This window comes from Pseudomonas sp. Pseusp97 (assembly GCF_047304025.1).
Lineage (GTDB): Bacteria > Pseudomonadota > Gammaproteobacteria > Pseudomonadales > Pseudomonadaceae > Pseudomonas.
Window position 1 is genome coordinate 13163 of sequence record NZ_JBGLYK010000043.1, and the last position, 18666, is coordinate 31828.

General features: G+C 63.0%; 17 protein-coding genes and 1 tRNA gene. 5 read left to right on the forward strand and 13 right to left on the reverse strand.

From position 1 onward, the window contains the following. Nucleotides 1–3 precede the first annotated feature (3 nt). From secD to queA, 4 genes are all read right to left on the reverse strand, one after another. Nucleotides 4–1866 (reverse strand): protein translocase subunit SecD, encoded by a 1863-nt coding sequence (gene secD, locus ACCC94_RS10580; RefSeq protein WP_413349390.1) that lies wholly within the window; start codon nucleotides 1864–1866, stop codon nucleotides 4–6. Nucleotides 1867–1930: 64 nt separating this feature from the next. Further along, nucleotides 1931–2272, reverse strand: coding sequence for a preprotein translocase subunit YajC (yajC, locus tag ACCC94_RS10585; protein WP_017522301.1), 342 nt, complete (start codon nucleotides 2270–2272; stop codon nucleotides 1931–1933). A 38-nt stretch (nucleotides 2273–2310) separates the two neighbouring features. Then, complete coding sequence (gene tgt / locus ACCC94_RS10590; RefSeq protein ID WP_413349408.1) at nucleotides 2311–3429, reverse strand: tRNA guanosine(34) transglycosylase Tgt; 1119 nt, start codon at nucleotides 3427–3429, stop codon at nucleotides 2311–2313. A gap of 12 nt (nucleotides 3430–3441) precedes the next feature. Next, nucleotides 3442–4485: a tRNA preQ1(34) S-adenosylmethionine ribosyltransferase-isomerase QueA gene (gene queA, locus ACCC94_RS10595; protein WP_413349392.1), complete on the reverse strand. Its 1044-nt coding sequence runs from the start codon at nucleotides 4483–4485 to the stop codon at nucleotides 3442–3444. A 106-nt stretch (nucleotides 4486–4591) separates the two neighbouring features. Between queA and ACCC94_RS10600 the strand changes: the two genes are divergently transcribed. After that, nucleotides 4592–4677: transfer RNA gene (locus ACCC94_RS10600), tRNA-Leu, on the forward strand. Between the two features lie 100 nt (nucleotides 4678–4777). Here the strand turns inward: ACCC94_RS10600 and ACCC94_RS10605 are convergent. The 7 genes from ACCC94_RS10605 to ACCC94_RS10635 form a co-directional block, all read right to left on the reverse strand. Next, complete coding sequence (locus tag ACCC94_RS10605; protein ID WP_413349393.1) at nucleotides 4778–5278, reverse strand: GspH/FimT family pseudopilin; 501 nt, start codon at nucleotides 5276–5278, stop codon at nucleotides 4778–4780. A 9-nt stretch (nucleotides 5279–5287) separates the two neighbouring features. Beyond that, entirely contained in the window at nucleotides 5288–8341 is a 3054-nt protein-coding gene (locus ACCC94_RS10610) for a pilus assembly protein (RefSeq protein WP_413349394.1), read from the reverse strand. Continuing rightward, nucleotides 8338–8832 carry a hypothetical protein gene (locus ACCC94_RS10615; RefSeq protein WP_413349395.1) on the reverse strand — a complete coding sequence of 165 codons (495 nt, stop codon included), beginning with the start codon at nucleotides 8830–8832 and terminating at the stop codon, nucleotides 8338–8340. The genes ACCC94_RS10610 and ACCC94_RS10615 overlap by 4 nt, the downstream gene beginning before the upstream one ends. Then, nucleotides 8829–9962, reverse strand: a complete 1134-nt coding sequence (locus ACCC94_RS10620; RefSeq protein ID WP_413349397.1) for a PilW family protein — start codon at nucleotides 9960–9962, stop codon at nucleotides 8829–8831. Before ACCC94_RS10620 ends, ACCC94_RS10615 begins: the two co-directional genes overlap by 4 nt. After that, nucleotides 9959–10510, reverse strand: coding sequence for a type IV pilus modification protein PilV (gene pilV / locus ACCC94_RS10625; protein ID WP_413349398.1), 552 nt, complete (start codon nucleotides 10508–10510; stop codon nucleotides 9959–9961). The genes ACCC94_RS10620 and pilV overlap by 4 nt, the downstream gene beginning before the upstream one ends. 5 nt (nucleotides 10511–10515) lie before the next feature. After that, nucleotides 10516–10905, reverse strand: a complete 390-nt coding sequence (locus ACCC94_RS10630; protein ID WP_413349400.1) for a type IV pilin protein — start codon at nucleotides 10903–10905, stop codon at nucleotides 10516–10518. 581 nt (nucleotides 10906–11486) lie between these two features. Continuing rightward, nucleotides 11487–13034: an EAL domain-containing protein gene (locus ACCC94_RS10635; RefSeq protein ID WP_413349401.1), complete on the reverse strand. Its 1548-nt coding sequence runs from the start codon at nucleotides 13032–13034 to the stop codon at nucleotides 11487–11489. Between the two features lie 161 nt (nucleotides 13035–13195). Here ACCC94_RS10635 and ACCC94_RS10640 point away from each other — a divergent pair, with 161 nt between their 5' ends. Next, nucleotides 13196–13711 (forward strand): RDD family protein, encoded by a 516-nt coding sequence (locus tag ACCC94_RS10640; protein ID WP_413349402.1) that lies wholly within the window; start codon nucleotides 13196–13198, stop codon nucleotides 13709–13711. 131 nt (nucleotides 13712–13842) lie between these two features. Here ACCC94_RS10640 and lptG read toward each other — a convergent pair whose 3' ends face one another. After that, on the reverse strand, nucleotides 13843–14910 hold the full coding sequence (lptG, locus tag ACCC94_RS10645; protein WP_413349403.1) for an LPS export ABC transporter permease LptG: 1068 nt from the start codon (nucleotides 14908–14910) through the stop codon (nucleotides 13843–13845). Continuing rightward, complete coding sequence (lptF, locus tag ACCC94_RS10650) at nucleotides 14903–16027, reverse strand: LPS export ABC transporter permease LptF (RefSeq protein ID WP_413349404.1); 1125 nt, start codon at nucleotides 16025–16027, stop codon at nucleotides 14903–14905. The genes lptG and lptF overlap by 8 nt, the downstream gene beginning before the upstream one ends. A gap of 190 nt (nucleotides 16028–16217) precedes the next feature. Here lptF and ACCC94_RS10655 point away from each other — a divergent pair, with 190 nt between their 5' ends. Genes ACCC94_RS10655 through ACCC94_RS10665 form a run of 3 tightly spaced genes read left to right on the forward strand, consistent with a single transcriptional unit; the run spans nucleotide 16218 to nucleotide 18562 of the window. After that, complete coding sequence (locus ACCC94_RS10655) at nucleotides 16218–17708, forward strand: leucyl aminopeptidase (protein WP_413349405.1); 1491 nt, start codon at nucleotides 16218–16220, stop codon at nucleotides 17706–17708. A gap of 34 nt (nucleotides 17709–17742) precedes the next feature. Then, nucleotides 17743–18171 carry a DNA polymerase III subunit chi gene (locus ACCC94_RS10660; RefSeq protein ID WP_413349406.1) on the forward strand — a complete coding sequence of 143 codons (429 nt, stop codon included), beginning with the start codon at nucleotides 17743–17745 and terminating at the stop codon, nucleotides 18169–18171. A 19-nt stretch (nucleotides 18172–18190) separates the two neighbouring features. Continuing rightward, nucleotides 18191–18562, forward strand: coding sequence for a DNA polymerase III subunit chi (locus ACCC94_RS10665; protein WP_413349407.1), 372 nt, complete (start codon nucleotides 18191–18193; stop codon nucleotides 18560–18562). Nucleotides 18563–18666 lie beyond the last annotated feature (104 nt).

The following is an 18666-nucleotide window of genomic DNA, read 5'->3' on the forward strand; positions in this document are numbered from 1 at the left end:
CCCTTAGATCCACAGCTTCTTGACGTCGCGGCCGCCGTAGATCAGGTTCACCATGGCGCGGGTGACCAGAATGGCAGTGAACATCGAGGTGAGAATACCCAGGGACATGGTCACGGCGAAGCCCTTCACCGGGCCGGTGCCCATGGCGTAGAGGATGCCGCCGACCAGCAGCGAGGTCAGGTTGGCGTCGATGATCGCGGTGAAGGCCCGGTTGAAGCCTTCATGGATCGCCCGCTGCGTCGACATGCCCGCCGCCAGTTCCTCGCGTATCCGCGAGAAGATCAGCACGTTGGCGTCCACCGCCATACCCATGGTCAGCACGATACCCGCGATACCCGGCAGGGTCAGGGTCGCGCCGAGGATCGACATCAGCGCCACCAGCATGACCATGTTGAAGGCCAGGGCGACGGTGGCGATCACGCCGAAGAAGCGATAGATGACGATGATGAACAGGGACACGAAGACCATGCCCCACAGGGAAGCGTCGATGCCCTTGGCGATGTTGTCCGCACCCAGGCTCGGGCCGATGGTGCGTTCTTCGGCGAAGTACATCGGCGCGGCCAGGCCACCGGCACGCAGCAGCAGGGCCAGTTCCGAGGACTCGCCCGGAGCGTCCAGGCCGGTGATGCGGAACTGGTTGCCCAGCGGCGACTGGATGGTCGCGAGGCTGATGATCTGCTTCTCTTCCTTGAACGCCTGAACCGCGACTTCCTGCTCGACGCCGTCGACGACCTGCTTGGTGTAGCGGGTGATCGGCTTCTGCTCGATGAACACCACGGCCATGCTGCGGCCGACGTTGTTGCGGGTTGCGCGGTTCATCAGCTCGCCGCCATGGCCATCCAGACGGATGTTCACCTGCGGACGGCCATTCTCGTCGAAGCTGGCGCTGGCGTCGGTGACCTGATCACCGGTGATGATCACGCCACGCTCCAGGGTCGCCGGCGGACGACGCGGCTCGCGGAAATCGAAGGTCTCGGTGGAGGACTTGATCGCATCCGGCTCGGCAGCCAGGCGGAACTCCAGGTTGGCGGTCTTGCCGAGGATGCGCTTGGCTTCGGCGGTATCCTGCACGCCCGGCAGTTCGACGACGATGCGGTTGGCGCCCTGGCGCTGTACCAGCGGCTCGGACACACCCAGCTCGTTCACGCGGTTGCGGACGGTAGTGAGGTTCTGCTTGATCGAGTATTCGCGGATTTCGGCCAGCTTGGTGGCGGTCATGGCCAGGCGCAGGACCTGCATGCCATTGCGCTCGCTCTGGGTGCTTTCGAAATCGCGGAAATCCTTGGCGATGATCGACTTGGCCTTGTCCAGGTCGGCTTCTTCGGTGAAGCCCAGCTGGATGCCGCCGTCCTGCACGGGCAGGCTGCGGTAGCGCACGCGCTCTTTGCGCAGGGCGCTCTTGACCTCGTTCTCGTACACCTTCATGCGGGCGTCGACGGCCTTGTCCATGTCCACTTCCAGCAGGAAGTGCACACCACCGGACAGGTCGAGACCCAGCTTCATCGGGTGGGCCGCGATGCTGCGCAGCCAGTTCGGCGTGGTCTGCGCCAGGTTCAGGGCGACTACGTAGTCGTCACCCAGTGCGCGGCGGACGATGTCCTTGGCCGGCAGCTGGTCTTCCTGCTTGACCAGGCGGATCAGGCCGCTGTTCTTGCCCAGCGAGCCCGCCTTGACGGCGATGCCCGCATCGGCGAGCGCCTTGCTGGCCTTGTCGACGTCGGCCTGGGTGACCTGCAGCGCGGTGCTCGCGCCGCTGATCTGGACGGCCGGATCGTCTGGATAGAGGTTGGGTGCGGAATAGATGAAACCGACGGCCAGGACCGCCAGGATCAGCAGATACTTCCACAGGGGATACTTGTTGAGCATGACACCGCCCGTTATGACGCGGGGCGCATCTTGCGCCCCGTCGGTTGGGTTTCTAAGTGGAGGATCAGATCGCCTTCAGGGTGCCTTTCGGCAGGGTCGCGGCGATCGCAGCCTTCTGGAACTTCAGCTCGACGTTGTCGGAAACCTCGACGACGACGAAGTCCTCGGCGACCTTGGTCACCTTGCCGGCGATGCCGGCGGAAGTGACGACTTCATCGCCCTTCTGCAGGCCGGACAGCAGGTTCTTGTGCTCTTTCGAGCGCTTGGCCTGGGGACGCCAGATCATCAGGTAGAAGATGACCAGGAAACCGACCAGGAAAATCCACTCGAAGCCGGTGCCGGCCGGGCCTGCAGCAGCGGCGGGAGCTGCGGCGTCAGCGTAGGCGGCGGGAATCAGAAAACTCATTGGAAACTCCTGTCTCAAAGCTTTTTCGATGAATAAGGTCAGTCCGCCAGCGGCGGCACGGGAAGGCCGCGCTTGGCGTAGAAGGCGTCGACAAAGTTCGCCAATGTACCCTGTTGGATTGCCTCGCGCAAACCAGCCATAAGCCGCTGATAATGCCGCAAGTTATGGATGGTATTGAGCATGCTGCCGAGCATTTCGCCGCACTTGTCCAGGTGGTACAGATAGGCGCGGGAGAAGTGCTTGCAGGTGTAGCAATCGCAGGTCGGGTCCAGCGCAGACTCGTCGTGCTTGTGCACCGCGTTACGGATCTTGATCACCCCGGTGTCAACGAAAAGGTGACCATTGCGCGCGTTGCGGGTAGGCATGACGCAGTCGAACATGTCGACGCCGTGGCGCACACCTTCCACGAGGTCTTCGGGTTTGCCCACACCCATCAGGTAACGAGGTTTGTCAGCCGGCATGTGCTGCGGCAGGAAGTCCAGCACGCGGATCATCTCTTCCTTGGGCTCGCCTACCGACAGGCCGCCGATGGCCAGGCCGTCGAAGCCGATTTCCTGCAGGCCTTCGAGGGAACGCATGCGCAGCTCTTCGTGCATGCCGCCCTGGACGATACCGAACAGCGCCGAAGGGCTGTCGCCGTGGGCGGTCTTCGAGCGTTTGGCCCAGCGCAGCGACAGCTCCATGGAGCGCTTGGCGACGTCGAACTCCGCCGGGTACGGGGTGCACTCGTCGAAGATCATCACGATGTCCGAGCCCAGCGCGCGCTGCACGGCCATGGACTCTTCCGGGCCCATGAAGACCTTGGCGCCATCGACCGGGGAGGCAAAGTACACGCCCTCCTCCTTGATCTTGCGCAACGCGCCCAGGCTGAACACCTGGAAGCCGCCCGAGTCGGTGAGGATCGGCCCTTTCCACTGCATGAAGTCATGCAGGTCGCCGTGCTTCTGGATCACTTCGGTGCCCGGACGCAGCCAGAGGTGGAAGGTATTGCCGAGGATGATCTGCGCGCCGATGCCCTCGATGTCGTGCGGGAGCATGCCCTTCACGGTGCCGTAGGTGCCCACCGGCATGAACGCCGGGGTTTCCACCACGCCGCGGGGGAAGGTCAGGCGGCCGCGACGGGCCTTGCCCTCGGTGGCCAGCAGTTCGAATGTCATGAAGCTCATGGATCAGTCCTCGGGGCCGCGCGGTGCCGGGTTGCGGGTGATGAACATGGCATCGCCGTAGCTGAAGAAGCGATACCCGTGCTCCACCGCCGCTGCGTAGGCGGCCATGGTCTCGGGGTAGCCGGCGAAGGCGGAGACCAGCATCAGCAGGGTGGATTCCGGCAGGTGGAAGTTGGTGACCAGGGCGTCGACCACATGGAACGGCCGCCCGGGGAAAATAAAGATGTCGGTGTCGCCGCTGAACGGCTTGAGCACGCCATCGCGGGCGGCGCTTTCCAGCGACCGCACGCTGGTGGTGCCGACGGCGACCACGCGTCCACCGCGCGCCTTGCAGGCGGCCACGGCGTCGACCACGTCCTGGCTGACCTCCAGCCATTCGTTGTGCATGTGGTGGTCTTCGATGCGCTCCACGCGCACCGGCTGGAAGGTGCCGGCGCCAACGTGCAGGGTGACGAAGGCGGTCTCCACGCCCTTGGCGCGGATCGATTCCAGCAGCGCCTCGTCGAAGTGCAGCCCGGCGGTAGGCGCGGCCACCGCGCCCGCACGCTCGGCATAGACGGTCTGGTAGCGCTCGCGGTCGGCGTCTTCATCCGGACGGTCTATATAAGGCGGAAGCGGCATGTGGCCGACGCGCTCCAGCAGCGGCAGCACCTCCTCGCTGAAGCCCAGCTCGAACAGCGCATCGTGGCGCTGCAGCATCTCGGCCTCGCCACCGCCATCGATGAGGATCTTCGATCCCGGCTTGGGCGATTTGCTGGAGCGCACGTGGGCCAGCACGCGATGGCTGTCCAGCACGCGCTCCACGAGGATTTCCAGCTTTCCGCCGGAGGCCTTCTGGCCGAACAGGCGGGCAGGAATCACCCGGGTGTTGTTGAACACCATCAGGTCACCCGGCTTGAGGAAGCCGAGGATGTCAGCGAATTGCCGATGGCTGAGCTCGCCGCTCGGACCGTCCAGCACCAACAGGCGGCTGGAGCGGCGCTCGGGAAGCGGATGGCGGGCGATCAGCGCCTCGGGCAGGTCGAAATGAAAGTCAGCGACACGCATGGGGAGAGCTATCTCGAAGGGGCGCACATCTTACTGGAATTGCCCATTTCTGACCATGCGAGCCGATTGACCGGCGCAGAGCGGCTCCCTATACTGCCGCGCCATTGCCTCGGTGGCGGAATGGTAGACGCGGCGGATTCAAAATCCGTTTCTGGCGACAGAGTGAGAGTTCGAGTCTCTCCCGGGGCACCACCACATTGTTCTTGCAGTTCTCATGAACTACCGGAACCCACAAAAAACCGGCCTTCTGGCCGGTTTTTTGTTGTCTGCGATTTGCCTCGCGTCGATCCGTTCAGGAGCAGGTGCCGGTCGTGGTCTTGCTGACATAGGCGCGACCGGTGGCGCTGACATTCACCACCCGCTCCTGGGAGCCCGCGCTTGGGGCCGAGCGGCAGACGGTGATGGTCGCCTGGGTGTTGCCCACGCCGGTTGGCTGGAAGTCGACCTTGGCGACACTGGACGTCACCTTGAAGCCCGTCGGCGCGGCAGAGTGCTTCTGGATCACGGTGGAGCCGGAAATGATGATCCAGCCCTGCTCCCACCCGCCCGAGCCGCAACTGGTGCCGTTGCTGGAGACGCAAAGGCTGGTCACGGTGTTGCGCTTGATCGCTTCACTACGGCCCATCGCCACACCGGCAACCAGGTCATTGGCGCTGGCGGCAAGCTTGCCCGCGAGGGTGGCATCGCCCAGCGAGGGGACGGCGATGCCGATCAGGATCGCCAGCACGGCGACGGTCACCATCAGCTCCAGCAGGGTAAAGCCGCGCGCAGCACGCCTTGATTTCGCGTTCATGGCCGGCCCCTATCGCTCGATGTCCCAGAATACCCAGGACTTGGGCCTGTTGTTCTCCGTCGCCGAACCCGCATCAGTGCCCTTGAGGGTCGAATCGCCAGAACCGCCGAAGACGACGTCCCTCTTGGTTCCATCATCTAACGTCACACGCCCGCCTACCGGAGGGGGCGGCAAGCCACCACCGGCTATGACCACATAACGTTGACCATTGACACCGGCAGCGTTCAGATAATTTATGGTGTATGCGCGCGCCGTCCCTAGACTCGAACAACTGGTACTGCTGGGCACTGCGGGCTGATGCGTGCTGAATCTGATGCTGTTGAACAGCACCAGCGCTGAAGTGACTACCTGTTCGGTAGATTGCATGCCCAAGTACCAACCCTTAGGGTAGGCCGCAAGCTGTGTGTTGGTGGGTGTTGCGTCGGTGATAATGGGCAACAGCGAATTATTGCAGATCAGGTTGCTGCCACAGGTGGTGTTCTCCACGCTCAACCAACTGGCGTCGCTGGGCTTATCCCGAAAGGCATAGAACCGATTCGCCACACTAGCAGCGGAGCTGTAGCTGAGCAGGGGCTTCTCGCGGTCACCAGATCCGACCATGATCAGGTACTGACCGTTGACGATGCCGATCTTAGGACCATAAAGGAACTTGCGATTGGCCGAGCAGGTGGACACCGTGGCACACCCCAGGGAAGCGATCTTGGTAATGGTCCAATTAGCCGGATCGGTGTTACCGATGGGGCTGTTGGCATCCAGCCCGGAGATACGGTAGACGTTGCCACCCAGATCGGTGGCATAACCGAACATCGCCATGCCACTGCTGTTTTTGACCATGGCAACATCGCCAGTGACGCCCCTGTCAGTATCGAACGTCTTGAGCAGGGTTCCGGCATTGGCATCCAAGAGATAGATGTGCCTACCTTTTGAGGACGAGGTACAGGTGTTGGGATCAGCATCCTCACAGTTGTCGTAGCCGCCTCCCATCACCAGAATCGAGGACGTCCCGCTGGCGTAGCCTCGCGCCAGAAACGAGACCGGCGTCGCCCAGCTTTGCCCCATACCAGCAAAGCCGGTGCTGCAGCCGGTGTCGTTACTCAAATTGGGGCAGCCAATTTTCCACTTCAACGTTGGGCTCGCAGCCGTGGTGACGTCGAAGGCATAAAGGGCACGACCACCACGACGCATACCGGCATAGATCCAATTGTTGGAGCCTTGCTGGACCACGGAGACAGAGCCGTCCATGCCGTAATCCTTCGGCTGCGGTGTGGGCGTCCCGGTAGTGTGGCCTGGGAAGCTGATGGTCACGTTGTTATCACGCAGACGCTTGATCCGCGGATAGAACTCAGGCGGCATGAACGACCAGATTTCACTCCCAGGAGTGACACCGGCGACATTACCGCTACGGTTACCGTTTATGGCACGTAAAAGACCGTCGTTAGCACCGTAGTACACCACCACCAATGGCGAGGCCTCCGTGCCATAGTTAATGGCCGCGGGGCGCGAATGCACCACGTCACCGTGCACCGACGGACGCATCTCGGTGATGTTGCCGTTGGTGTTCTCATCCTGATTGTCGACGCCAACAGCCCAGTTGATCAGGTTGCTGCGTTCAGTGGCGTCCGCCGCCCCTAGCAAGGCCTGGGTAATAGCCGTATTGGCAGCATTGAAGTTCGTGAGCGCGGTGCAAGTCGTTGGATCGCATGTCTTCGTGTTCCGCGAACTGGCTTGGCGCAATACATAGGCTTGGGCCCCCTTCTCGACGATGTTGCCATCGGGATAGTTCGAGGCATCCGAGCCGCTTATTCCACAATTACCCTGCGGTTTGAAAGTCCAGTAGGTGTCCAGTGAAGTGGGGGTCCAGAAGCTGCGCGCACATTCGGTGATGAAGCCGGTGGCACTGTTGATCGCGTCCTTACTGTCGGCGTCCATCGTCGTCAACTGGCCGTTGATCGTGCCCACCTTGTACTGCTTCAGGTTGCCGGGCCAGCGCGGGAAGGAATCGGGGTCAGGACGGAACATACCAACGAACACCTGGTTCAGATAGTTGCTCTGGGAACTGACGCTCAGTGGCAAGGTGACCGATGCGAACACGCTGTTGGTGGCCTGAATCTCCGAAAAGATCGCATTCAGCGCATCGGAGATTTGCGTGCCGCTGGCGGTCACATCGAAGTACTTGCCGCTGCTGACGTTGGCCATGCTCTTGAGCAGGGCGGTCCAGCCCGGGCCCTGACCGGTGGTGACTTTGTTGATGTCCACGGTGTAGGTGGTGATCGACTTGGGGCTCTTCTTCATGAAGCGCGCCCATTCATCGGCCATGTTGTCCTGCGAGCCACTGGGGGAAATGGGGATCGCCGTGGTACTGCCGCCTGCGGCAGCCAGAGCCGTGGTGGCCTGTTTGAGATCAGCGGTGTTGTCCTGGGCCGCGCCATTGCTGATGTAGATGATGAAGTTTTTCGCGCAGCCGGCGACGATCGGATTACTGTAGGTGGTCCCGTTTTTCGTTGACAGGGCGTTGCCGCTCAGGGCGTAGATGGCATTGGAGGCCGCCGTACCGCCGGCGTTGCCAGTGAAGTCGGTCTTGGCCTTTTGGTTGCCGGAGTACGGCGTGCCCGCCGAGTAGTAGAGCCAGGCCTCCTCCATTGCCTTGCTGATCTTCCCACCGTTGGATTTGTCGCTGCCCACGCCCAGGCTGCTCACCAATGCCTGGTACTTGGGCTTGCTGGAACTATCCAGCAACCGCATGGCCGCGCGCACATACGCGCCGTCATTGCCCTTGTCGCTACCGCCGGTCTCGCTGAACATCATCAGGCCGACGCGGAACTTGTTCACCTGCAGCCCGTTGACCACCGACGCCAGGGCGGTCATCTCGTTACTGAATGGGGTGGTCCAGTTGGCCGTATTGTCCAGAATGATCAGGACGTTGGGGGCATCCGTTGCGCTGGTGGGCGTGCCCACGAACAGGTCGATATCCTCGGCACGGACGGCCGACTGGGCGTCCCACAGGAGGCAGAGGGTCAATATCTGCCGGAGCATTCCGGCCTTGCGGTTCTTATTCATCTTCATGGCTCGTCTCCGCACACCGTAGCCTTCTGCGTATCGGTCAAATGCACACGCACACCGGAACGCACCTTCACCGAAGTGCCAGTCAGTGCATCGGCGACATTGGCGTTCAGCGCCCAGACGGTGTCCCAGCCCTGCGAACACATCTCCTGATGGTCGTTATCGCAAAGATCCTGACTGAAACTCTGCTTGGCACTCATACAAACTGGAGGTGCCATTGACACTTGATAATCGGTGGCACCGTCGTTATTGATGTCGACAGCGAGTTGCTCGCCCGCCGGCGAGGTGGTGAACGCGGAGCCAATGACCCGCTGGATGCCAACATCGGCCGCGGCGATGGCCTCGTTGCGGAACTGCATGTTGCCCACCGCCTTGAGGTTGGCGCCGCTGAGGGTGTAGGCGCTGCCGACCATCAACATCAGCATCAGCAACATCACCAAGGCAATCACCAGGGTCGCCCCCTGCTGGGCTCTTGAACCGAGCTGCGTCTTCATGGCGTCTGCCTCCGCCGGGATACGTTCACCAGCGTGGCGCTGGAGGTGAACAGGTGCCGTTTGTAGCCATCGGTGAACGGACCGAGCGTGGAACCACCCAGCGCGTAGGTCTTGTCCGAGCTGTAGCCCGCGGTCTGGGTGCGAGCGCGAGCGAGGATATAGAGCCTGGCCTCGACCACATTCGCCAACTCATTCACCGTGCAGGAGCCGGCACCGCAATGGACGAAAGAGCCATCGGGCGAACCGTCGCCGCGGTTCTTCACGGTGACTCTGGCGGCTGGGTCATCCCAATCCGGAGAGACCTGGTAGTCGAGAGCGGCACCTGTCTTGCTTAGGCTGTCGACCCCGAGCTCGACGCGGAACGCTTCGATCCCCTCGATCAACGGTACCGCCGGCTGTAGCGCGTTGGCCGGGGTGGCGCCGCCGGAAAGGTCGAAGGTGGAACGCATAAGGGTCGGGATACCATCGCCGGCGGTCACCGCGTAGTCGCGCACGTAGTAGAGGTCGACGACGAACTTGCGAAGCTCCGCCGACGTGTTGCAGTCCCGCAGGTGCAAAGTGAACCCGCCGGTATCAAGAACAAAGGGGTTCGCACCTGAAGAGGGGACAACATCGGTGTCGCAGAAGGACGCCTGGAAATACACCTTGCCAGCCGCCAGCGCGTCGCAGTTACCCATACCCGGCGAGCAGGTATCGGCATGCCGTACCACCAGCACGTCGGAGTTGTTCGCAAGATTGGTCACGACTCCCGCACAGCCAGCCGGAACTCCAGAAAAGGTCTGCACCACGATGCCGACGGAGTTGGTCCTGTCCTGCTGAGTCCAAGTCGAGAACGCGGAACACACCGGCGGCAACCCCTGCGGATAATCGGCAGGCGGATCAACGGCCGTCAGGTCATCGAATTGTGGGACGTAACCATTCCAGAACCCCGCATGGGCAATGTCCTCCTGCAGCAGTCCGACAGCAAAGCGCCCGTTCTCGATCAGCGCATTGGTCTGGGCCATGTCGTCGCCGGTGCGGCGCAGGTTCAGGTAGAGCGTCAGAACCGCGACCATGATCAGCAGGCTGATGGTCACGGCGATCATCATCTCCACCAGGGTAAAGCCCCGCTGTCGGGATACGCCGCTCATAGCGAAGCGACCCGCACGATGGTGGTGACCACTCGCCGGCAGAGGTCGCTGCTGCAGCCTGAACTACCGTCGTAGCTGCCACTGCCACACGCCACGCTCGAGGGCGGCGCGGAGATCGGCGACATGCCCTGCCAGGCCACGGTGATCAGGTACTGGTTGCTGCCCAGCGACTCGATGCAGCCACGGCCGCCGAGCATGGCACCAGCCTTCACGCTGCCGCCGCCCACTTCGGCCGCGCCCTGCAAGCTGTTGCACCAGTCGGTCAGGTCCGCTTGCTGACGGGTCCCGCTGCTGGTCGGACAGGTCATGCCCGCACCTACCGGCGAGCTGCTGCCAGTGACGTAGCTGGAAGAGTTCTTCGCGTTGGCATTCATCCGGCTGGACATGTCATTGAGCAGCAGCAGCGCCTGGGCACGCTGGTAGGACTCCATGTCCGACAACTGCATGCGCATCTGCAGCTTGGCCAGACCAAGCAGACCCAGGGAGATGATGAGGATGCTGACGAGCAGCTCGATCAGAGTGAAGCCGCGTTGCCGGGAGGTCAGCATGTCGATCACCACTTGGCCGCCGGCGTCTTGCTGCCGTCACTGCTCAGGGTCAGGTTGCCGTCGCTGGCCTGCGCGCCGCTCGGGGTGAAGGTGATGGTGAAGGTCGGCGGCGTCCCGCTGCCGACGGTGATGGAATAGCCGTAATTGCCAGATACCTCGCTGGGCAGGCTATAGCCGCCGCTTTCCAGCTGCGTCTTGGTGGCGTAGGAGCGGTTGGCCAACAGGTACTGCTGCTGGCGATTGGCGATGTCCATCATTTGCGCCTGGGCCGCAGAGCGCTTTCCGCGAATGACGTACTGCTGGTAGCTGGGATAAGCGATGGCAGCCAGGATCGCCACTATCGCCACCACTACCATCAATTCGATGAGGGTAAAACCACGAGAACTAACTGGCATTATCGATACTCACTTTGCCGGCCCTTTTTCAAAGACTCTATTAGTTAAATGGCGAATCGCCACCCCGCCGGCACGGTAATTCAATACCAGTCGTCGCCGACGTATCGTCATAGATAAAAATTGCTAACGAAAAGATGATCAGATCTGGAGCGCCAAAATACTAACACCCCTTTATGGCGCGGGCATTAGAGCGAAACCTCGCATCAGCGGCAAGGCCCGAAACCAGGTACTTCCGTCTCAAAACGATCCCGCTTGCGCCTCATCAGAAAGCAACTTCAAGAACAACCGTACCATTCATAAAATCCACATAAATAAAAAGTGAAAAAAACATGAAAGCGTATTCGCCATAGTGCATTTCAAATTAACAAAATCAGCACTGATAACTTATTAAAAAGCAGCCATATCGCCACACAAAGGAGAATTCATTACATCTTTCCAACTATCTTTATCCGACTATTCATCAGCTAACTATCGAGTCAATTAATTCCCGGCGCAGAACAGCCGGTGTTCACCAACCACTCCCAGGCCGAAAAATTTTCCCGGCGCGCCACATCACACACCGCGGGAGGGGACAAGCGCGATCAGCGCCCGGGTGACCGCCCCTGCAGGGCCTGAACAAATGCCGCCAGCGGCATCGGTCGCTCGAAGAGATACCCTTGCAGCACTTCCACCCCGCGCCGGGCCAGGTATTCCCGCTGCTCTTCGGTCTCCACGCCTTCAGCGATGATCATCAGGTCCAGCTTGCCGCACAGCTCGACGATGCTGTCGAGGATGTGGGACGACAGCGCATCCACGCCGATCATCGCGACGAAGCTCTTGTCGATCTTCAGCGCGTCCACCTTGAAGCGGTGGAGGTAGGCCAGGCTGGAATTGCCGGTGCCGAAGTCATCGATGGCGAGCTTGATGCCCAACCCGTGAAGCCTTTCGAACAACTCGTCGGTCGCTTCGCTGGAAACGATCAGCTCGCGCTCGGTCAGTTCCAGGGTCAGCTCCGGGCGATGGGGCAGGAAGCGTGTCTGGAACGCACGGCAGTCCTCCAGCAATCCGGGCTCGGTGCAATGTCGGGCGCTGATGTTGAAGCCGAGATGGAAACCCTCACCCAGCAACTCCCCATGTGGCGCCAGGCCCGCCGCGACCTGCTGCATCAGCTCGCGGGTCATCGGCAGGATCAGGCCTGATCGCTCCGCCAGCGGGATGAACAGGTCCGGGCCGACCATGCCCTCGCGGGGATGAATCCAGCGCATCAGCACTTCCGCGCCCACCCAGCGTCCATCCCGGGCGTCCACCAGCGGTTGCAGGTAGGGGACGAACTCGCCGGCAAGCAAGGCGCGCTCGAGCTCCAGGCTGGGTGTCGCCGAGCGCCCCCACAGCCAGTAGCAGGCCATCCCGGACACCCCGCCGAGCATCAGCATCAGCGCCACCAGCGGCAGCGAATCCTCGCGGATGTGCTTCCATTGCGCCCCTGCGGGGAAGCCCCCGATGACCTTGTACGGGAAACGCTCGGAGGCCAGCTCGACATGCCCCAGCGGCAGCGGCGCGGGCTCGCCGTCGAGCACCCTGCCCTGCTCGTCCATCCACTGTCGGCCCACTTGCAACTGCAGGTCGCTGCGCTGGTCGACCAGTTGCAGGGTGTTGCTGAGGTAGCGGCCATCCACGGTGGACAGCGCCGCGAATCGCCCCTGCGCAAGTCGCAGGATCAGCAGCGCGTAATCGGGTGTCACCTCATTGCCGGCCATCATGCGTAGCTGGCCGGCCACATACAGACCAGTGTCCAGAGGCGCCTGGAACTCGCCAAACAGGGACGTGCAATAGATGTTGTCATCGCGGGTCAGGTTGACCGAGCGGACGAACGGCACCACGGCGACCTGCTCGCGCAGGACCAGGGTGGCATCATCGCAGCCCTCGTCCACGTGCAGCAGGGCCACTCGCGCGGCGCCCGCCGCATTGCCGAGCATCGCGTCGAACAGCCGTACCGCCTCGTTGGCGGCGGTACGCGCTTCGGCGGACAGGGTTTGCAGGCTCTGCCAATAAAGGATGGCGCTGCCCAGCAGCAGCGGCAGCAGCGCCATGGAAATGGAAAAGACCAGGCGGGGCAGCAGCCTGCGCCGGGTGTAGCTGCGTAGCGGCATCCTTGTTCCTTGCTCGACGGCGCCGCGACCTGCGACGCATTGCCACTCCCCCGTGGGCAGCGACGTGGTTTGAGCTTAGAACAGCCTCCGCCACAGAACGCCGGTCGGCGGAATCCGTATAATCCCCGCCCTACTCAACCTGATCGCCACAGAAGACGCTCATGCCCAAGTCGCAGCAGCTAAAGCCCCAGGGAGACTTCCCGCCTGCCACGCTCCTCCGCCGCTTCGCCGCGATGTTCTACGACTTCCTGCTCTGCGTGGCCTTGCTGATGGTAGTGACACTGATCTATCAGCAAGTGTTCCTGCGCCTGATCTATGGCAGCGAAAAGCTCCGGATGTTGGCCGATCAGGGCGCGCTGACCGGCGACCCGCTGCTATCCAGCCTGCTGTTCATCAGCGTCTTCGCCTTCTTCGCGAAGTTCTGGACCTACAGCGGCCAGACCCTGGGCATGCAGGTCTGGGGGGTGCGCGTGCAGAACGTTGACGGCACGCGCATCACCTTGATGCAGGCGCTGTTGCGCTTCGTCATCGCCATTGCGTCCTGGGGCTGCGCCGGCCTGGGCTTCCTGTGGATGCTCTGGGACAAGGACAAGCGCACCTGGCAGGACCGCTATTCGGAGAGCGTCGTAATCCAGATACCCAAGGCGGTGCGCAAGGCAACCCAAGGCCGGGGCTGATTCCCAGGCAATAAAAAAGCCGGCGATTGCCGGCTTTTTGCTGCTTGCCTTTTATAGGAGCGAGCTTGCTCGCGAAAAAACCGCTCGGTGCCGAGAGGTTCGCGAGCAAGCTCGCTCCTACAAAAGCCTCCTTAGCCTGCCCGCTTCAGCAGCAAGGTGCCGAGCAACGCACAGATCGCCGCCGGCACCAGTACCGCCAGCAGCGGCGGGAAGTTGAAGACCTGGCTGGATGGGCCGAGCAGGTCCTGGGCGATGCGGAAGGTGAACCCCACCAGCACGCCGGTGAACACGCGCTGACCGAGGGTCACGCTGCGCAGCGGACCGAAGATGAACGAGATCGCCATCAGCACCAGGGCAGCCGTGACCAGCGGCTGCAGGATCTTGGTCCAGAATGCCAGCCAGTAGCGGTTGGAGCTCAGGCCCTGGTCCTGCAGGTAATGGATGTAGCCCCACAGGCCGGTGATCGACAGCGCCTCGGGCTCCATCACGACGGTATTGAGCAGTTGCGGGCTGAGCTGGATGTTCCAGGTCTCGCTCTGCTGGTTCACCACCTCGCTGCGTTTCTCCGCGGCGTGCAGCACCGTAGTGGTCACGTCCTGCAACTGCCACTGGTTGTTCTCGAAGACGGCCTGGCGGGCGAAACTCGCGGTCTGCAGACGGCGGTTGTCGTCGAAGTTGTAGCGCGTCACCCCCAGCAGCACGCCGTCCGGACGCACCACGTTGATGTGGATGAACTCATGCCCCTGGCGGTGCCACAGGCCCGATTTGGAGCTTTGCGAACCGTTGCCGCTCTGCGCCAGGGCGCGGCCGCTCTGGGCGGCGGTTTCGGTATAGGGAATCACGTATTCGCCGACCAGGATGCCGACGAACATCAGTACCAGCATCGGTTTCATCACCGCCCAGACGATGCGCTGCAGCGACACGCCGGCGGCGCGCATGATGGTCAGCTCGCTGTTGCTGGCCAAGGTACCCAGGCCCACCAGGCAGCCGATCAGCGCGGCCATGGGCAGCATGTCGTAGGCACGGCTTGGCGCGGTGAGCAGCACGAACTTCAGCGCTTCGGTGAGGGTGTAGCTGTCGCTGATCTGCCCCAGCTGGTCGACGAAGGCGAACAACTCGGCCAGCCCGAGGATCACCCCGAGGACCGCGAGAATGGAAACGAAAACGGTCGTGCCGATGTAACGATCCAGCTTACGCATGCTTCAGCTCCCCGCCCGACTTCGCTCGGTTGGCGGCCAGCTTCAGACGCAGCGGCTCCCAGTACAGCAGCAACAGGCCGATGGCCAGGAATATCCCGTGGATCCACCAAAGGCCGAGGGCCATGGGAATCTTGCCCTTGTCGAGCATGCCGCGACCGGCAATCAGCAGCGCCAGGTAACCCATGTACAGCAGCACCGCCGGTAGCAGCTTGAGGAAGCGGCCCTGTCGCGGATTGACGCGCGACAGCGGCACCGCCAGCACGGTCACCACGAACACCAGCAGCGGAATGGACAGGCGCCATTGCAGTTCGGACTGCATGCGCGGGTCATCGCTACCCAGCAGCTCGGAGGTCGGGATGGCGTCGCGGTCATCGATCTCGCTGCTCACTTCCGGCTTGGGCAGGAGCGCCGCATAGGTGTCGTACTTGATCTCGCGGTAATCGGCCTGGCCCGGCGTGCCGTCGTAGCGGTAGCCGTCCTTGAGGATCAGGTAGCGGCTGCCGTCGGCGTGGATTTCCTGTACGCCGGTGGTGCCGACCAGCACCGAAGTGCCGCCGTCCTTGCCATTGCGCGGGCGGTTCTTGTCCGAAATGAACACCCCGCCCAGCTCCGTACGCTCGTTGGCCAGGGTTTCGGTGTAGGTCACCCGCGTGCCGTCGCGCATCGACTGGAAGCGCCCCGGCGCCAGGGTATCGAACTCGGTCATCGCATCCTGCTTGTTCAGCAGCAGCTGCATCTGGGTAATGCCCTGGGGCGCCAGCCACAGGCTCAACCAGGCCACCAGCAGGGCGATGAACAGCGCCGGCGCCAGGGTGATGGCCAGCAGGCGCTGCTGGCTCATGCCGGTGGCGGTGAGCACGGTCATCTCGCTGTCCAGGTACAGGCGGCCATAGGCCAGCAGGATGCCGAGGAACAGGCCCAGCGGCAGGATCAGCTGCAGGAAGCCCGGCAGGCGCACGCCCATGATCATGAACAGCGAACCCGGATCGAGCAGGCCTTGGGCCGCCTGCGCCAGGTACTTGATGAAACGGCCGCTCATGATGATGACCAGCAGCACGGCGCTTACCGCGCTCATGGTGATCAGCACTTCACGGGACAGGTAACGGAAGACAATCAAACCGGACACTCCAGGGTTGTCACGCTCAGGCGGCTGCGCTCAAACTAGCCGCCGTGAAGCATTGCCGGGTGCGCGCGGACGCGACCCAGCGCAAATAGCCGGCATTATCCTGCGATTCGCCAGGCCTGTCACTGCGCAGACCATCTTCATTCGCAGACCCTTCTGCTCTTTGTCCCGGGGACACTCAGCCATGGAATTCCTTGTAAAAAGCGTACGTCCGGAAACTCTCAAGACCGCCACCCTGGTCATCGCCGTGGGCGAAGGCCGCAAGCTCGGCGCTACCGCCAAGGCTGTCGACGAAGCCACCGGCGGTGCCATCGCCAACCTGCTCAAGCGTGGCGATCTGGCAGGCAAGGTGGGCCAGACTCTACTGCTGCAAGATTTACCCAACATTAAGGCCGAGCGCGTCCTGCTGGTGGGCGCCGGCAAAGAGCGCGAACTCTCCGACCGCGCCTACCGCAAACTGGTTTCCGCCGTCCTGAACAATCTGAAGAACCTGGCCGGCGCCGACGCCGTCCTAGCCCTGGGCGACCTCGCTGTGAAGGGCCGCAGCGCCCACGGCAAGGCCCGCCTACAGGTGGAGACCCTGGCCGATGGCACCTACGTCTTCGACCGTTTCAAGAGCCAGAAGGCCGAAGCGCCGAAGCTGAAGAAGGTCACCCTGCTCGCCGACAAGGCCGATGCCGCCGCCGTCGAACAAGGCGCCAAGGAAGCCCAGGCCATCGCCAACGGCATGGCCCTGACCCGCGACCTGGGCAACCTGCCGCCGAACCTCTGCCACCCGACCTTCCTCGGCGAGCAGGCCAAGGCGCTGGGCAAGGAGTACAAGGGCCTGAAGGTCGAAGTCCTCGACGAGAAGAAACTGCGCGAGCTGGGCATGGGTTCCTTCCTCGCCGTCGCCCAGGGCAGCGACCAGCCGCCGCGCCTGATCGTGCTGCAGTACAACGGCGCGAAGAAGAAGGACGAAGCCCCGCACGTCCTGGTCGGCAAGGGCATCACCTTCGACACCGGCGGCATCAGCTTGAAGCCCGGCCTGGGCATGGACGAGATGAAGTTCGACATGTGCGGCGCGGCTTCCGTGTTCGGCACCTTCCGCGCCGTGCTGGAGCTGCAACTGCCGATCAACCTGGTTGGCGTAATGGCCTGCGCCGAGAACATGCCCAGCGGCGGCGCGACCCGCCCGGGCGACATCGTCACCACCATGAGCGGCCAGACCGTCGAAATCCTCAACACCGACGCCGAAGGCCGCCTGGTGCTGTGCGACGCGCTGACCTACGTCGAGCGCTTCAAGCCGCAGTCGGTGGTGGACATCGCCACGCTGACCGGCGCCTGCATCGTCGCCCTGGGCTCCAACACCTCGGGCCTGATGGGCAACAACGACGCGCTGATCAAGCAACTGCTCAAGGCCGGCGAAGTCGCCGACGACCGCGCCTGGCAACTGCCGCTGTTCGACGAGTACCAGGAGCAACTGGACAGCCCCTTCGCCGACATCGCCAACATCGGCGGGCCGAAGGCCGGCACCATCACCGCCGGTTGCTTCCTGTCGCGCTTCGCCAAGAAATTCCACTGGGCGCACCTGGACATCGCCGGCACCGCCTGGATCAGCGGCGGCAAGGACAAGGGCGCCACTGGCCGTCCGGTTCCGCTGCTGACCCAGTACCTGCTGGACCGCGCCAAGTAATGGACCAGTGCAACCTGCCGATGGGATCGAACGCATGACGCGTGTGGACTTCTACGTCATCCCCAGCGCCGATCCCGACGCACGCCTGACCATCGCCTGCCGCCTCGCCGAAAAGGCCTGGCGGCAAGGCATGCGCATCTTCGTGCTGTGCAGCGACGAGGCCCAGCGCGATGCGCTGGACGCCCGGCTGTGGAACTTCCGGGGCGAAACCTTCATCCCACACAATGCGGTGGAAGAAGACGCCGACTCGCCGATCGTGCTCGCCCTCGCCGAGCCGCCGGAAAGCCACCGCGACCTGCTGATCAACCTGACCCTGGCCATCCCCGCCTTCGTCGACCACTTCAACCGGGTTGCCGAGCTGGTGATCGAGGAGCCGGCGATTCGTCAGGCCGCGCGGGAGAATTTCCGTCGCTACCGCGAGCAGGGCTATCCTTTGCAGGACCACCGCCTGCCGCGCCCTTGAGAGCGTCTCCGCCAAGACCATGGACAACCGCAAGCCTCCGCACGACCCCGACCACCTGCTGGAAGACCTGAAGAAGATCCAGGACCTGCTGGACGAATCGGGCGCCGAGCCGCCCCTGCTCACCGAATCCTTCGAGCCGGACAACATTCCGCTGCTCTCCGACGTCGTCACGCCAGCGCCCCAGGCGTTGGCACCTGCCGCCGCCCAGCCCGCCGCGCCGCAAGCCTCGCCTGCCGCCAGCGAGCTGCACCGCCTGGACCTGGAACTGCGCGCCGCGGCCCAGCTGATCCTGCAGGACGTCCTCGACGACTTCGCCCCACAGATCGAAGCCGAACTCCAGCGCCGCCTGGAAGCGCGCATGCAGCGCCTGCTGGCCCAGCGCAAGCCCTGACGCCCCGCACCAATCCGCCCTTCGTAGGAGCGGGGGGGGGGGGGGGGGGGGGGGGGGGGGGGGGCGGGGGGGGGGGGGGGGGGGGGGGCGGGGGGGCGACCAAA

What these genes read in the sequence shown, in the direction of transcription:
- secD (WP_413349390.1), bottom strand. Translation starts at nt 1,866, where the DNA reads ATGCTCAACAAGTATCCCCTGTGGAAGTATCTGCTGATCCTGGCGGTC.
- yajC (WP_017522301.1), bottom strand. Translation starts at nt 2,272, where the DNA reads ATGAGTTTTCTGATTCCCGCCGCCTACGCTGACGCCGCAGCTCCCGCC.
- tgt (WP_413349408.1), bottom strand. Translation starts at nt 3,429, where the DNA reads ATGACATTCGAACTGCTGGCCACCGAGGGCAAGGCCCGTCGCGGCCGC.
- queA (WP_413349392.1), bottom strand. Translation starts at nt 4,485, where the DNA reads ATGCGTGTCGCTGACTTTCATTTCGACCTGCCCGAGGCGCTGATCGCC.
- ACCC94_RS10605 (WP_413349393.1), bottom strand. Translation starts at nt 5,278, where the DNA reads ATGAACGCGAAATCAAGGCGTGCTGCGCGCGGCTTTACCCTGCTGGAG.
- ACCC94_RS10610 (WP_413349394.1), bottom strand. Translation starts at nt 8,341, where the DNA reads ATGAAGATGAATAAGAACCGCAAGGCCGGAATGCTCCGGCAGATATTG.
- ACCC94_RS10615 (WP_413349395.1), bottom strand. Translation starts at nt 8,832, where the DNA reads ATGAAGACGCAGCTCGGTTCAAGAGCCCAGCAGGGGGCGACCCTGGTG.
- ACCC94_RS10620 (WP_413349397.1), bottom strand. Translation starts at nt 9,962, where the DNA reads ATGAGCGGCGTATCCCGACAGCGGGGCTTTACCCTGGTGGAGATGATG.
- pilV (WP_413349398.1), bottom strand. Translation starts at nt 10,510, where the DNA reads ATGCTGACCTCCCGGCAACGCGGCTTCACTCTGATCGAGCTGCTCGTC.
- ACCC94_RS10630 (WP_413349400.1), bottom strand. Translation starts at nt 10,905, where the DNA reads ATGCCAGTTAGTTCTCGTGGTTTTACCCTCATCGAATTGATGGTAGTG.
- ACCC94_RS10635 (WP_413349401.1), bottom strand. Translation starts at nt 13,034, where the DNA reads ATGCCGCTACGCAGCTACACCCGGCGCAGGCTGCTGCCCCGCCTGGTC.
- ACCC94_RS10640 (WP_413349402.1), top strand. Translation starts at nt 13,196, where the DNA reads ATGCCCAAGTCGCAGCAGCTAAAGCCCCAGGGAGACTTCCCGCCTGCC.
- lptG (WP_413349403.1), bottom strand. Translation starts at nt 14,910, where the DNA reads ATGCGTAAGCTGGATCGTTACATCGGCACGACCGTTTTCGTTTCCATT.
- ACCC94_RS10655 (WP_413349405.1), top strand. Translation starts at nt 16,218, where the DNA reads ATGGAATTCCTTGTAAAAAGCGTACGTCCGGAAACTCTCAAGACCGCC.
- ACCC94_RS10660 (WP_413349406.1), top strand. Translation starts at nt 17,743, where the DNA reads ATGACGCGTGTGGACTTCTACGTCATCCCCAGCGCCGATCCCGACGCA.
- ACCC94_RS10665 (WP_413349407.1), top strand. Translation starts at nt 18,191, where the DNA reads ATGGACAACCGCAAGCCTCCGCACGACCCCGACCACCTGCTGGAAGAC.